Consider the following 14,499-nt stretch of genomic DNA (forward strand, 5'->3'; position numbering starts at 1 on the left):
GACGGCCATGCGATATATTTTATATCTCTTCTGGACTTTTATTATTCTCTTGGGGATCACCTTTGCCGCGTTGAATCCTCAAAAAGTAGCACTCAATTATTATTTGGATATAAAAACAGTCCAATTGCCATTGCTAATTTTAATAACATTATTGATCGGCGCAATTTTAGGTATTTTAGCGGTACTACCGGCCTTAATTAAGAGTAAGCACATCACCCGTCATCTTAAATCCAAAATAAAACAAATCGAAGCCGAACTGCGAAATTTACCAACGATCCCCATCAAGGATGTTCATTGATGATAGTGCAAGCGTTATTTTTGCTTTTGCCAATAGCAGCTGCCGGCGGATGGCTTGCAGCGCGACGCGTATCATTTAAAAACGATACTAAATTGTTGCCCACTTTACGCCAAGATTATTTTAAAGGTTTGAATTATTTAATTAACGAACAGCCTGACAAAGCCCTTGATGTTTTTATTAAATTGCTTGAAGTCGATACAGACACAGTAGAAACGCATTTAGCACTGGGTAGTCTCTTTCGTCGGCGGGGCGAAGTAGAGCGTGCTATTCGTGTACACCAAAACTTGATAGCTCGGCCTCAATTAGCCAAAGAACATCATTTTCACGCTTTATCGGAATTAGCTCAGGATTATTTGCGCGCCGGTGTGCTTGACCGTGCTGAACGGTTGTTTATCGAGTTAGTAGAGATGGGTGAAGAAAATCAAGGCAGTTTGCGCTTTTTGTTGCACATCTATCAGAAAGAAAAAGACTGGCAAAAGGCCATTGAAACGGCCCAAAAATTACTTGTATGTGGCGAACCAGTTAACGCTATTATTGCACAATACCATTGTGAGCTGGCCGAGCAAATGATTGATATAGGGCGGACTTCCCAAGCGGTGCAATGTTTAAAACGGGCTAAAGCCATCGATTCGAATTGTGTGCGTGCAAGCCTTATTCAAGCGCGCCTAGAAAGCGAAAATGCGCACTATCGAGAGGCTATTTGCTGTTATAAACGAGTCGTTGAACAAGATCCTGATTATATTTCGGAAGCCGTAACCCTATTAGTCAATTGTTATCAGCGGCTTGGAGAAGAAAATAAATTAGTGGCTTATCTTGAAGACTGTCTCATGCGTTACCCAAGAATTTCATTGGTATTGGCCATTTCGGATCATTTACAACATCGGCACGGAGAAAAAGCGGCTATAGAATTTATCGCGCAACAAATTCAGCGCCAGCCATCCTTGCGCGGTTTAACGCATTTAGTAGGATTATATTTACTTAATTCCAGCGGCGATACGCAAGATAAATTATTAATTTTGCAAAATTTCATGAAAAAATTATTGGAAAATAAACCTATCTATCGTTGTTCTCATTGCGGATTTTCGGGAAAGATGTTGTACTGGCTCTGTCCCAGTTGTCAACATTGGAATACCGTGAGACCCATTCAAGGTTTAGAAGGTAATTGAATGATGGAAAAACCAGACCCAACAGTTATTGTGGCCATCGATACTGGTACGGTGGAGCAAGCGCGAGCACAAATAAACCCATTAACCCCTGAGTTATGTCACCTTAAAATCGGCAGTATTCTATTTACACGTTACGGGCCGGCATTTGCCGAGGAATTAATGCAGAAAGGCTATCGCATTTTTCTCGATTTGAAATTTTATGATACTCCACAAACGGTGGCAGGCGCTTGCCGAGCGGTCGCAGAGCTTGGCGTGTGGATGATGAATATTCACATATCCGGTGGACGTACAATGATGGAAACGGTTGTGAATGTGTTGCAATCGATTACTTTAAAGGAAAAACCTTTATTAATTGGGGTCACTATTTTAACAAGCCTAGACGGTAGTGATTTAAAAACATTAGGGATACAAGAGAAGATTCCTGATATCGTTTGCCGTATGGCAACCCTTGCCAAAAGCTCTGGGTTGGATGGGGTGGTTTGTTCAGCTCAAGAGGTGGCACTGTTGCGTAAACAAATCGATAGAAATTTTTTGTTAGTTACTCCTGGCATTCGTTTAGAAACCGATGAAAAAGGTGATCAAAAACGTATAATGACCCCACGAGCGGCTATCCAAGCTGGCAGTGATTATTTAGTAATTGGCAGGCCCATCACGCAATCCACAGATCCTTTAAAGACATTAGAGGCTATTGATAAAGATATTAAGACCTGTTGAAAATTTCTAGTGCCAATAAAAATTATCCCGATATTGTGCTCTTTTCACATTGACATACACTGTTGATGTTTGAACTGTTCAAGGAGATTTTTATGAAAAAAATAATTCAATTAATTTCAGCGGTATTGATAGCTAGCGTTGCTTCTTCAGCACAGGCCAAACTTGCTTCTGAAGTGATTAAAAGTAAACTGCATAGGCATGGCAGCAGTTAGTATGTAAAAACAGGACCTGTCGATACTAACACGGCCGATGCCACTATATTAACTACGTTTAAAGGCATTGGTGTTAAAAAAGCTAAAGCCATCATCGTCTATGGGAAAAAGAAGGGAATTTTAAATCAATAGAGGTATTTTCGTCGGTATCCGGCATCAGCCAAAAAACCGTTGCTTGTCTTATAAGAAACAATCCTCATTGCTTAGTGGTTAATCCGTAGAGTGAAGGATAACCCTCTCCCGAAAGCAGGAGAGGGGAGAAGAAAATTTTGGAAGCCCGTCGCTCTTGTCTTTGGCGCCAGCGCCAGAGATTTCTTTCTTTTGAATTCTACTTCACGCTTGAACAATCTTTCTCCTGCCTGTTATCATTTTTCCGTTCATGACATTAATCAAATTGAGAACTGCATGATGTGACTTTTTATGGAACTTATTAAAAGCGGCCTTATCGCGTTTGTAGCCTCTTTATTTTGCATTTGGTTATTGCGCCCTTTGGCAATACGCATTGGTTTTGTTGACCGTCCTAATGACCGAAAATGGCATGGAAGAGAAGTTCCATTGATTGGCGGAATCTCGATGTTCTTTTCTTTTTGCTTTGCGTTATTAACGCTCTCGACTTCATTGTTGCCTTATCGAGGGATGTTAGCGGGAAGCAGCATCCTTGTTTTAATGGGAGTCGTGGACGATTTTAGTGATCTAAGTTCAAAGCTGCGATTATTTGGACAATTATTTGCAGCCTTGTTGATGATCATTTGGGGAAATGTGATTCTGTCTAACCTTGGTAATTTATTCTTTTTGGGCGATCTTAAAATTGGTTTGTGGGCTATTCCAATAACGGTAATTGTGGTTTTGGCTAACATCAATGCAATGAATATGATTGATGGTCAAGATGGTCTGGCCGGGGGTGTGGCGTTAGGAGAGGCGCTATTATTATTATTGGTGAGTGTCAAGCTGCATCAAGTGTCTAATTTTAATTTGCTTTTTATTCTTATTATTTTATTAATTGCCTTTTTAGGATTTAACATGCGATTACCGTGGCGTAAAGAGGCCAGTATTTTTATGGGTGATTCGGGGAGTACCTTCATTGCTTTTCTGTTGGCGTGGTTTGCGATTGATTTATCCCAACAGAATTTGGCGTTGATCAAACCCATGACGATATTGTGGATTATGGCATTTCCTTTATTCGATCTCATCAATGTAATTGTATTGCGAGTGCGACAAAAAAAATCAATCATTGTAGCGAGTCGTGATCATTTTCACCATGTATTACATGTCGCTGGTTTAGATACATCCTTGTCTACCTTATTATTGTGTGTGTTATCCTTGCTTTTAGGGATTTTTGGATTAGCGTTAAATTATTTTACTGTCTCTGATGGTTGGCAATTCATTTTATGGGTGGGGGCGCTGTTTTGCTATATTTATATCGTTGAGTTGACACGCAAACCGATCATGGAGAACGAAATTGATATTGTCGCTAACCCCGAGGGGTTAGCTCTTGTGACTAAAACTTCCTGCAATGCCGGTACACAAAATTTCAAGTAATCTACGAAGCGGCTCTTGCTTTAAGGCAGGGAAAGTATTGAGCAGGCCATCCATTCTTTCATTATTTAGGATTTCCTGCTGATTGAGAATTTCTTCGAGTTTGCTAGTGGCTCGACTTATTTGTTGAACAGGATGATGACATTTAAAAAAACCCGCAATTTTCTTCCAACACATGTTTTCATTTTCAATAGTCTTTTTATATTCCTGAAGTAGTTTTTCGATGATTAAGAGTAAATTTTGGGGGTCGTCTCTAAAGTCAGCTTTGGAAAAGCATTCCATATGTTTCAATAACAGAGATAAATTATTTTCTATAACATTTTTAATAAAATCTACGTCAGCGATCCTATTGCTGCTTTCTCTTATGTTAGCCTGTTAGCCAAATGAGCCAATTGGCTAAATAGCGATTGTGCTAATTCTTTTTTAGAAAAAAGTCCACAGAAGGGTGGATATTGAGAGAGATCATGTTGGCTTGCGAACAAAAATAAAGGACTACAGGCACTGCGATTAAATTGCAAGAATATTTGCTGTTGTGCTTCAAAGCTAAATTGGCTTACTTGGTCTAAGATAATCTCTTTTGTAGGTTCAAAATTCATTACTAGCATCAAACATTCATAGATGTTTTTATTTATTTGAATAAAGATCGACTCAAAAACCCCATTCGCACGACTAACGTCAAGATATTTTCGCCATCTGCATTTATTGATAGGTTTTGTTCGTTCTAGGATTTTAATAGTTTTTTAATTTCTTCATCGGGAGAAGATACGAAATCGTTCTTCTTAACGTCCTCCATAATTTTTAAATAAAGTTCTAAAAGGGGAAAGAGTCGTTCACTCAAAGAGCAACCGACATTAGGATGTTTATTTTCACCCTCTTTTTTTCTTCTCAGGAAGATGAAGGGGACTCGAAAACTCGTCCTTCAGGAATTAACTGCTGCATGATAAAGATATCAAAATTCCGTGCTTTTTTTGTTTAAGTTTCTGATACCTCTTTTTAAGGAATCTACGTTGATTCTCATCCTTAAGCCCTCTAGTTGTGTATCTTACTTTATCTAACTGGTGATAGAGACAATATAGCTTGTTGTTCTTAAACAAAAATCGGTTGGGCAATTTTTGCCATCAGGATAGTTGCATTCTTAAGCCTTTTTAGCACAAAATGTCACGACTAGATTATGCAGCATAAGGAAGAATGGCTATGAAGCTGGTTGAACATTTTTCTCGGCTTTTTGGGGGAGTAATCGGATTTTTTATAGTTATGGCGGCTGGGTGTTCCACTACCCTTAAGGGATCCATGCCAGTTCGATCCTTTGCTGGGCCGACCGCCTGTTCGCAAAACGCATTCCTGCGGAAATACGGTTGTTCTCTTAGCAAAATTTAGCAAAATTGAGGTTGCTGCGGAGCGTGGCGATCCTGACGCCAAATATGCTTTGGGATATATGTATTTTTATGGTATAGCCACGGTTCGGGATGCAGAAGCCGCTAGTCTGTGGATACGACGAGCGGCCGCCCAAGGTCAGCCCTTGGCGATTCGGGCCTCTCATATGATTCATGAACACGAATATCCCACCATGGGCGCTGTTCAAGGCCTTTCTCTAAACCTGACTAGTCATTCAGCGTCTCCAACAAGCGCTCTTCTTTATAAAAAGGTCGATATCCACCGTGCTAATACTCGAGCGCCATTGGAACCTTTACGCCAGCACTTGCCGGATTATCGAAATACCTCTCGCCATTCGAATCCCGTCCATGATGTGCTTAAGAAAAATTCTGAAACCCCGCGGATAAAGATTCCACGGTAGTGCTCCTTTTTATTCAGTGTAGGTTTTGCTCAAGTCCCACCTCCTGTAGCTTGTTACGGTGATGAACGCCGGCTTGAGGGCAGGAGAAAAAGCCTTACATAATTCGAAAGCGAGCTATACAGTGCAGTTGATGGCTAGTGTTGATTTAAAGGCCATTAAGGATTTCGTGAAACCCCATCACCTGGAAGGTCAAACTCATTATTTCCATGCCTCGTAAAGCGGCTATCAGTGGCATGTCCTGTGGCATGTCCTCTTGTATGGTGCCTATAAGAGCCAAGAGAGGCAAAAACGGCTATCCAGCACTTTTTCGCCCCTTCAAAAGCTTTTTTGCTCATGGGTTAAGTCTGTGATAGTGGTTAAGCGGGAAATTCAGCTAAGGAAGGTAGTTTAGGAGATCTAAGCCTCCCCAATTCTCTCCATATTGTTACCCCAACGTACAGCCACTTTAATTTTGCCCTCCTCACCCCGCGCAGCGGATCACAGGCGCGCTTTCAGCGCCTGTGCACAAACGCTGCCCCCGAAAAGTACGCTGGGTCTCCCCTAGCGCGCGGTGACGGGGTCTAAAGTGGGTTGTGACTAGTGTCTAACGATAAGATCCTGCCCCTCCCTTATTTGATAGATTTTAGAACAAAATTTGTATATAGTAAGCTTACTATTGATTTCTAAAGAATATTTGGGCAAATATCTCTCTAATATTTTTTGGAATATTGAGAAGGGGAAGCATTTATGTCTGTCCGATCACTGACCGGTCAACCTAAGCCTTTTTATCTTATTTTCTTTATTGAAATGTGGGAGCACTTTGGTTATTACGGGGTTTAAGCGTTACTCGTGTTATACGAGGTAGAACGCGCCTGGGCTATCAAGATAGAGCTATGCCGATTTCCTTTTTGCCGCTGTTAATGCTTTAGTTTTCTTACCTGTGGGGTATGTTGGGAATAAAGTTTTCGGAACGAAGCGCACTATTTTATTGAGGCAGCTGTGTTGGCTCTCGGCTATTTATTACTATCGCTGCCGGCGATTTCTAACACTTATCTCGCGCTTCCTTTAACCTTTATTGCTGTCGGGAACGGTTTATTCAAAGTAAATCCGTCGAGCTTACTGTCCGAAGTTTATGAAAAAACACAGCACAATCTGGACAGAGGTTTTACCCTCTATTTTATATGAGCGTTAACATCGGAGCGGCTGTTTCGATAAATTTAACGCCAATCTTAAGCAAGTTTTTTGGTTGGCACGTGGCTTTTTCTGTTTGTTGCGCTAGGCTAATCATTGCCATATTTAATTTTTTTATGCGGGGAAGCATTGCAGATTACGGTTCAAAGCCGGATCAGAGCCCTTTAGGTTTGCATTATTTAATGTATGTGTTGCTCGGGCACGGTAGGGCTTGTTGTTGGCGGGTATTTCTTGTTAATTCATTTTCAAATAATCTCTTGGCTCCATTCTATCGGAACAGTGGTTTTATTGCTGACTTATTTTGTTTTAACGGGGAAAGCTAAACCAGAAGAACATAAGGGAATATTTTTATTTATTATCTTATTTTCAGAAGCCGCTGTCTTTTTTGTGTTGTATTTCCAAATGCCGACATCGTTATTGCTCTTTGCATTGCAAAATGTTCACCATTTGATCTTGGGTATTTTTATTGAACCAGCTCAATTTCCAAACGCTTAATCTACTATGGGTCATAATTATGAGTCCGGTAATGGCGGTAATTTATCAAAGGTTGCATAAGCGTGGTCGCGATCTATCGCCACCGGCGAAACTTTCGTTGGGAACATTCTTGGCGGGATCGCTTCCTTTTGGGGCTTTATTCAATCATTATGGTGTAATTTCGGAGATTTGGCTGGTGCTTTCTTACTGGTTGCAAAGTACTGGCTAATTTCTGGTTAGTGCGCTCGGATTGTCGTCGCTTGCGGCTCGTTATGTGCCTCAGCGATTTATGGGGTTCACAATGGACCTCTGGTTTCTCTGTACCTTCATTGCAAGCATAATTGCAGGGAAGGTAGCGAGCATAGCTAGCATTCCAAAGAATAATTCGAAAGATGTTCCCATGTCGCTACCTAATTTATGAGCATTTATTCATGAAAATCGGCCTGATTATCGTAGCGATATCGCTGGTTGTGTTTACGTTGAGGTGCCTTTATTAAAAAAACTAGCAGCCAATGACAAACAGCTTGTTGACAAGCAGGACGTCGCTGAGCTGCTGAGCGATGATCAATTAGTGGGGTTAAGTTAGCTGGCGATAAGAGGCCAGCTTTTTTTATATCAGCGATTTCCCCTCTCCCACAAGCGGGAGAGGGGAAAGTTGTGACCGAGATCTTTTTTAACACATCCATTTTCTCGACTAACTTTCTTCTCTCTCCTGATTTGGGTAGACTACAAACACTATCAGTCAGGATGAATAGCAGCTGCTCATGTATTTAAAGACCATTAAACTTGCTGGATTCAAATCATTTGTTGATCCCACGCTTATCCCTATTCGCGGTTCGATGAATGCCATCGTCGGCCCTAATGGCTGCGGTAAATCAAATGTGGTTGATGCAGTGCGCTGGGTAATTGGAGAAACGTCGGCAAAACAGTTGCGCGGGCAGTCGATGAGCGATGTGATATTCAACGGCACCACCTCCCGTAAGCCCATTGGTAAAGCCTCCGTTGAACTTCATTTTGATAATAGTGAAGGCCGAATTGGCGGCGAGTACGCCAAATACAGCGAGATCGCTATTCGTCGCGAAGTTGAGCGCGATGGGCAATCGAATTATTTTATCAACGGTGCGCACGTACGCCGGCGTGATGTCGTGGATGTCTTTTTTGGTACAGGGCTTGGGCTGCGTAGTTATGCCATCGTGGAACAAGGGATGATTTCTAATCTCATCGAAGCAAAGCCAGAAGAATTGCGAGTTTACTTCGAAGAAACTGCCGGTATTTCAAAATACAAAGAACGCCGCCGTGAAACTGAAAACCGAATGCGCCATACGCAAGAGAACTTAGATCGAGTCAACGATATTGCTGAAGAATTGGCTAAACAACTACGGCATTTAAAACGCCAGACCAACGTGGCTGAGCGTTATAAAGCTTATAAGCAAGAAGAACGCTCGCTCAGCGCTCAAGTCAAGGTTTTACAGTGGAAAGTGCTGGACCAGAAATTATTGGAATACGATCAAGCCATTAGCCAGAAAAATATCCGCCGAGAAGAAAAACAAAGTGAGCATCATCGTGTTGAAACCGAAATAGAAAAAATGCGGGAGAAATTAACCAATATCAATGAAAAACATAATGCTGTGCAAAAACGTTATTATGCTTTAGGCGCTGAAATTGCCCGTTTAGAACAGCAGATTAAAGACACCCAAGAAAAAATCTACCAATGGCAATCCGAATTAGAAGAAAATAAAAATGTGTGGGAGGAGCTGCAAAACAATACCGCTGAATGCGAAGCGCAAATAACGGAATTAGAAACCGAAATAGAGCATTTAAAACCTCGATCGTCCGATATTCATTCAATTGCCGCTGCGGCTTCACAAGAATTAGCACAAGCGGAATCGAATATGACTCGATGGCAAGAAGCTTGGGAAGCTTTTCAAGTAGAGGCCTCGCAAACCATGAGTCAACTGGAAGTCATGCAAACCAAAAGAGAGCATGCCGAACGTCAATTAACGGATTTAGAAAAACGCAAACAGCAATTGCAACAAAATTTAAATCAATTACAACTCGATCAACTTTTAAATGAAATCGCGCCCTTATCCTCACAGTCCGAATTATTAAACGCTGAACTCAGCAATAGCCAGTTGAAATTGCAATCATTGGCTGAAGCCATCGCTTCACGTCGTGAAACGAATCAAACCAGGCGTAATGGATTACAAACCCAACGACGCGAACTGCAAGTTTTAGAAGCCCGCGCAGCTTCAGTAGAAGCGATGCAAAAAGCAGCTTTAGGGGAGAGCGATGGAAAAATTAGTGAATGGCTTTCTCGTCAGCAGTTAAAAGAAAATCTACGCTTGGGGCAAAAACTGGTTGTCAACCCCGGCTGGGAAATAGCGGTTGAAACAGTATTAAGCGGCTATTTTGATGCGGTTTGTGTGGATGCAGTTCTGCCATTTTTAAATGATTTGACGACGGTGTCGGAAGGCAGAGTCACACTCATAGAAAAAAAATCTATCGCTGCCACTACTTTTGACAAAGCACCTACGTTAGCCAGTCAAGTCGATAGTGAGTGGCCTTTTCAACAATGGTTGGCGGGGATTTACATCGCTGACTCACTGGATCAAGCAAAGCAGTTGCAAAGTTTATTGCAAGGGAATGAGTCCGTGATTACCAAAGAAGGACTTTGGCTTGGCCCGCATTGGGCACGAATTTCGAAACTACAAGACGCACCGCAAAGCAGCTTTTTATTGCGGGAGCAGCAACTAAAACAATTAAAAGAAGATATTCTTGGGCAGCAAAAGAAATGCGACGAACAGGAAACGCTATTAAAATCGGGTGAACAGCAATTAAACCAACTCGAAACTGACCGCGATATTTTGCTCCAGACTTACCAGAAATTAAATGCAGAAGCAACGGCTATTCAAAGCGTATTAAGCACTAAACAAGCGCAATTGTATAATGCGCAACAACAACAAAATCGCTTAAAAATAGGTCTTAAGGAATGTGAACAGCAGCTCGAGCAATGCCAACGACGATTAACGTTTATAAAAAATAAAGCTTCTTCGTTAGACAATTCACAACGCTTATTAGCCACGCAGCGTGAAGAAATGATCCGGAAACGAGATCATTATCGCAACCAATTAATCGAATTGCGTGAAAAAGCACATCAAAAACGTAAAGAAGCCGATGAGTTTGAAATTCGATTGGCCAGCAACGAAGATCAGTTAACCTTGTTAAGGCAAACGGTTGTGCGAGATCAACGGCAATTAAAACAGCTTAGAGAACGGCGCGAAATGTTGTCTCAATATTTATCGGAAGGTGATAAGCCTTTAGAAGAATTAGACGAGAAATTACAAATACAATTGGAACAACGACTCACTTTGGAAGCGAAATTGCGAGAAGTCGAAAAAGAACTCGAAGAGACCAATCAATTATTACGCGACCTTGAAGAAAAACGCACTTTGACGCAGAAAGCGCTTAATGAAGCGCAAGCACAATTAGAAGAATTGCGCATGCAGCGTCAAACCGTTAGCGTAAGACAGACAACCATTAAAGAGCAGCTCAACGAAAATGATTTTGATCTTGATCAAGTTGTGATTGAATTGGCAGAAGAAGCTACGATCGAAAATTGGCAAGAAAAATTGGATCAACTTGTCGAACGTATTCAACGGATGGGGCCAATTAATTTGGCCGCTATTGAAGAATACGAAACCGTAAATGAACGAAAAAATTATTTAGATAAACAATATACGGACTTAACCGAAGCGCTGGAAATTTTAAAAAATGTGATCCATAAAATCGATCGTGAAACACGCGCTAAATTTGAAGAAACCTATGACCAAGTCAATCAACAATTTCAATCTTTATTTCCTCGGATTTTCGGCGGTGGTCGGGCAACCCTCGAAATGACAGATACTGATTTATTGACGGCCGGCGTAATCGTACGCGCCAAACCGCCCGGAAAACGTAACGTCACTATCCATATGCTATCAGGTGGTGAGAAAGCGCTGACAGCCGTTGCGTTGGTTTTTTCCTTATTCCAATTAAATCCAGCACCTTTTTGTATTTTGGACGAAGTGGATGCCCCCCTCGATGATATTAACGTCGGTCGTTTCTGCCAACTTGTTAAAGAAATGTCTAAAGAGATTCAATTTCTAATAATTAGTCATAACAAGGTGACTATTGAAATGGCTGATTATTTAATGGGTGTTACAATGCAAGAGCCCGGCGTCTCACGCGTTGTCTCAGTCAATATGCAAGAAGCCATCGGGTTGGTGGAAGCATAAAATCCTTCTTCACGAAAGTGGACGGGGACAAAGGAAAATAAATGTTTCGGCTCGAGTGGAGAATAACAAAATGATAATGCTCTTACTGTTATTATTCCTTCTGGTAGTAGTCGGGACCATTATCTTTCGAGTGCGACAACAATCGCAGCAGGCTACCCGTCGTCGCCATCGTCGTGAGCCTTCGATTCAACAGTCTATTGAAAAAGAAAAAGAGGCGGAAATTGATACCGATGGGGCATTGGGCCTTTCGCAGGATCCTCAAGAAAGAAACGAAGCTGTTAGTAATGAATCCGCAGAAGCTGAAGAAATTCAAGATATATTTGCTTTGTATGTCATGGCACCGAAAGAATACCCTTACAATGCCTATGAATTATTACAAGCCTTATTAGCTAACGGTTTGCGTTACGGCGAACGGAATATTTTTCATCGTCATGAAATAAAAACTGGTCGCGGTCGAGTTTTATTTAGTTTAGCTTCTGTGAATAAACCGGGGACATTTGAATTATCTAAAATGGGGAATTTTTCTTGTCCGGGCTTAGTATTATTTATGGTGTTAAAACATACACCGGACCCATTGATAGCTTTTGACACGTTGCTTGAAACTGCACGCCAACTTACCGAGGACCTGGGCGGAGAGGTTTGGGATGAGGAACGGCGGCTCTTAAACATGGATAAAGTTGCTCAACTGCGTGCCCGAATTCGGCATTACGAAGAATCACAGCGTGTGTTAGATTTTTTTTTAAATCCTAGGTAAATGGTGTGGAAGTTCCTGCAAAAATTCAAAAGCAGATCGAGCGATTGCGCCAGAAAATTAATGAACATAATTATCGTTATTACGTATTATCACAGCCCGCTATTCCCGACTCCGCTTATGATGAACTTTTCCATGAATTAAAGCAGTTAGAGGAAAAATACCCTGAAACAATCACACCTTCTTCTCCAACGCAGCGCATAGGCGCTGAGCCATTAAAAATGTTCGAACCCGTACATCACGAGATTCCGATGTTATCGCTGGATAATGTGTTTGATGAAAAGGGGTTGCGGGCTTTTGATAAACGCATTCGGCAGCGATTGAAACTTGATAAACCCCTCGGATATGTGTGTGAACCAAAGATGGATGGTGTCGCCCTCAGTTTACTTTACAAAAATGGCGAGTTAATTCGGGCCGCCACGCGGGGAGACGGATATACCGGGGAAAACCTGACTCAAAATACGCGAACGATTGCATCGGTTCCCTTACAATTGCGTGGAAGCGATTATCCTGAATTAGTGGAAATACGCGGTGAAGTGTTAATGCCGCGAGGGGGTTTTGCAAAATTTAATCGGGAGGCTGAAAAACGCGGCGACAAAACCTTCCTCAATCCGCGCAACGCAGCATCCGGGAGTCTGCGTCAACTGGACCCGCGCATTACGGCCAAACGCCCACTTATTTTTTATGGTTATTTAATCGGTTTACTTAATAAAGGAAAAGACTTTCCGAAAAATCACTGTGACATATTGAAGCGGTTTAAGGGTTGGGGAATTCCAGTTGTTTCTGAAATAAAAGTTGTGGATGGCATAGAGGGTTGTTTTGAGTATTACGAACATTTAGTAAAAACTCGTGAAAAAATGCCTTTTGATATAGATGGAGTCGTTATAAAAGTAAATTCTTTGCAAATTCAGGCTGAATTGGGATTCGTTTCGCGGGCGCCGCGATGGGCTATCGCCTATAAATTTCCAGCCCAGGAAAAAATGACGGTAGTGAAAGCCATCGAGTTTCAAATAGGACGCACGGGTGCTGTCACCCCAGTAGCTCGTTTAGAGCCGGTGTCGATAAGTGGAGTGACGGTCAGTAATGCGACTTTGCACAACTTCGACGAACTTTATCGTAAAGACGTCCGTGTTGGGGATACGGTTATTGTGCGTCGAGCGGGTGATGTAATTCCGGAGGTTGTAGGGCCGATTTTAGCAAAGCGCCCAAAAAAGGCAAAACCGATAAAAAAACCGTCTCGCTGCCCTGTTTGCCATGCGGAAGTCATTAAACCGGAGGGTGAAGCGGTAGCACGCTGCGTGGGGGGGTTATATTGCCGGGCTCAATTGCGTGAGAGCATAGAGCATTTTGCTTCCCGTCGGGCGTTGGATATCGAAGGATTAGGAGATAAATTGGTAGAGCTTTTCATTCAGGAAAGATTAATTAAAGAGATTACGGGAATTTATCAACTTAAAAAATCAGCGATTGCAGCTTTGCCGCGTATGGGGGAAAAATCGGCAGAACATTTATTAACAGCAATTGAGAAAAGTAAAAAAACAACCTTGCCGCGTTTTTTGTATGCACTGGGAATTCGGGGCATTGGTGATACTACCGCTCGAACCCTAGCACGTCATTTTCACGAACTTGACCCTTTAATGAAAGCGTCGATTGAAACCTTACAGGAAATTCGTGATATCGGCCCCGTAGCGGCAAAAAATATCCATGCTTTTTTCCATCAAAAGCATAACACGGAATTAATTAATAAATTAATTCGTTTAGGTGTGCATTGGCCACAAGAGAAAGCGCTTGTGAAATCGGAGATTGCTGGTAAGACATTCGTACTTACCGGTGCTTTGAAAGCATTAACCCGTGAGGAAGCGGAAGAAGAAATTGAGCGATCAGGGGGGAAGTCGAGCAGCAGTGTGTCGAAGAATACAAATTATGTGATCGTGGGTGAAAATCCGGGTAGCAAATACGAAAAGGCAAAAGCATTGGGAGTTTCGCTTATCGATGAAGAAGTCTTCTTGAAATTACTGAAATCGTAAGGGAATTTTTCCTCTATACATGACGAAAGCAGTTCAGTTGATGAAATAGTGAGAAAAGCTGCTGAGTGTTGAGTAGAATTTCTGA

General features: G+C 41.9%; 7 protein-coding genes and 4 pseudogenes. 10 read left to right on the top strand and 1 reads right to left on the bottom strand.

Annotation, left to right across the window (positions count from 1 at the left end; all coding sequences use genetic code 11):
- The first annotated feature begins 7 nt into the window (after positions 1 to 7).
- From OWO34_RS02625 to OWO34_RS02645, 5 genes and pseudogenes are all read left to right on the top strand, one after another.
- Complete coding sequence (locus OWO34_RS02625; protein WP_267256468.1) at positions 8 to 298, top strand: lipopolysaccharide assembly protein LapA domain-containing protein; 291 nt, start codon at positions 8 to 10, stop codon at positions 296 to 298.
- Entirely contained in the window at positions 295 to 1,464 is a 1,170-nt protein-coding gene (gene lapB, locus OWO34_RS02630) for a lipopolysaccharide assembly protein LapB (protein WP_267256469.1), read from the top strand. The genes OWO34_RS02625 and lapB overlap by 4 nt, the downstream gene beginning before the upstream one ends.
- A gap of 3 nt (positions 1,465 to 1,467) precedes the next feature.
- Complete coding sequence (pyrF, locus tag OWO34_RS02635) at positions 1,468 to 2,178, top strand: orotidine-5'-phosphate decarboxylase (RefSeq protein WP_267256475.1); 711 nt, start codon at positions 1,468 to 1,470, stop codon at positions 2,176 to 2,178.
- A gap of 62 nt (positions 2,179 to 2,240) precedes the next feature.
- Positions 2,241 to 2,611 (top strand): annotated as a pseudogene (locus OWO34_RS02640) (ComEA family DNA-binding protein).
- A gap of 199 nt (positions 2,612 to 2,810) precedes the next feature.
- Positions 2,811 to 3,929, top strand: a complete 1,119-nt coding sequence (locus tag OWO34_RS02645) for an MraY family glycosyltransferase (RefSeq protein WP_267256470.1) — start codon at positions 2,811 to 2,813, stop codon at positions 3,927 to 3,929.
- Here OWO34_RS02645 and OWO34_RS02650 read toward each other — a convergent pair.
- Positions 3,876 to 4,944: pseudogene (locus OWO34_RS02650) on the bottom strand (CBU_0534 family Dot/Icm T4SS effector). The gene OWO34_RS02645 and the pseudogene OWO34_RS02650 overlap by 54 nt on opposite strands.
- Positions 4,945 to 5,120: 176 nt before the next feature.
- Between OWO34_RS02650 and OWO34_RS02655 the strand changes: the two are divergent.
- The 5 genes and pseudogenes from OWO34_RS02655 to ligA all read left to right on the top strand — a co-directional run bounded on the left by OWO34_RS02655 (position 5,121) and on the right by ligA (position 14,414).
- Positions 5,121 to 6,112 (top strand): annotated as a pseudogene (locus tag OWO34_RS02655) (SPOR domain-containing protein).
- Positions 6,113 to 6,355: 243 nt separating this feature from the next.
- A pseudogene (locus OWO34_RS02660) lies at positions 6,356 to 7,951 on the top strand (oligopeptide:H+ symporter).
- Between the two features lie 178 nt (positions 7,952 to 8,129).
- Positions 8,130 to 11,639, top strand: a complete 3,510-nt coding sequence (gene smc / locus OWO34_RS02665; RefSeq protein WP_267256471.1) for a chromosome segregation protein SMC — start codon at positions 8,130 to 8,132, stop codon at positions 11,637 to 11,639.
- Between the two features lie 55 nt (positions 11,640 to 11,694).
- A complete protein-coding gene (gene zipA, locus OWO34_RS02670; protein ID WP_267256472.1) occupies positions 11,695 to 12,393 on the top strand; it encodes a cell division protein ZipA in 699 nt (232 codons plus the stop codon).
- Positions 12,394 to 12,398: 5 nt separating this feature from the next.
- Entirely contained in the window at positions 12,399 to 14,414 is a 2,016-nt protein-coding gene (ligA, locus tag OWO34_RS02675; RefSeq protein WP_267256473.1) for an NAD-dependent DNA ligase LigA, read from the top strand.
- Positions 14,415 to 14,499: the final 85 nt, after the last annotated feature.

It is taken from the genome of Coxiella endosymbiont of Ornithodoros maritimus (assembly GCF_907164965.1).
Classification (GTDB): Bacteria; Pseudomonadota; Gammaproteobacteria; order Coxiellales; family Coxiellaceae; genus Coxiella.

Excerpts from the sequence above, each read along its gene's own strand:
- OWO34_RS02625 (WP_267256468.1), top strand. The coding sequence starts at position 8 with ATGCGATATATTTTATATCTCTTCTGGACTTTTATTATTCTCTTGGGG.
- pyrF (WP_267256475.1), top strand. The coding sequence starts at position 1,468 with ATGGAAAAACCAGACCCAACAGTTATTGTGGCCATCGATACTGGTACG.
- OWO34_RS02645 (WP_267256470.1), top strand. The coding sequence starts at position 2,811 with ATGGAACTTATTAAAAGCGGCCTTATCGCGTTTGTAGCCTCTTTATTT.
- smc (WP_267256471.1), top strand. The coding sequence starts at position 8,130 with ATGTATTTAAAGACCATTAAACTTGCTGGATTCAAATCATTTGTTGAT.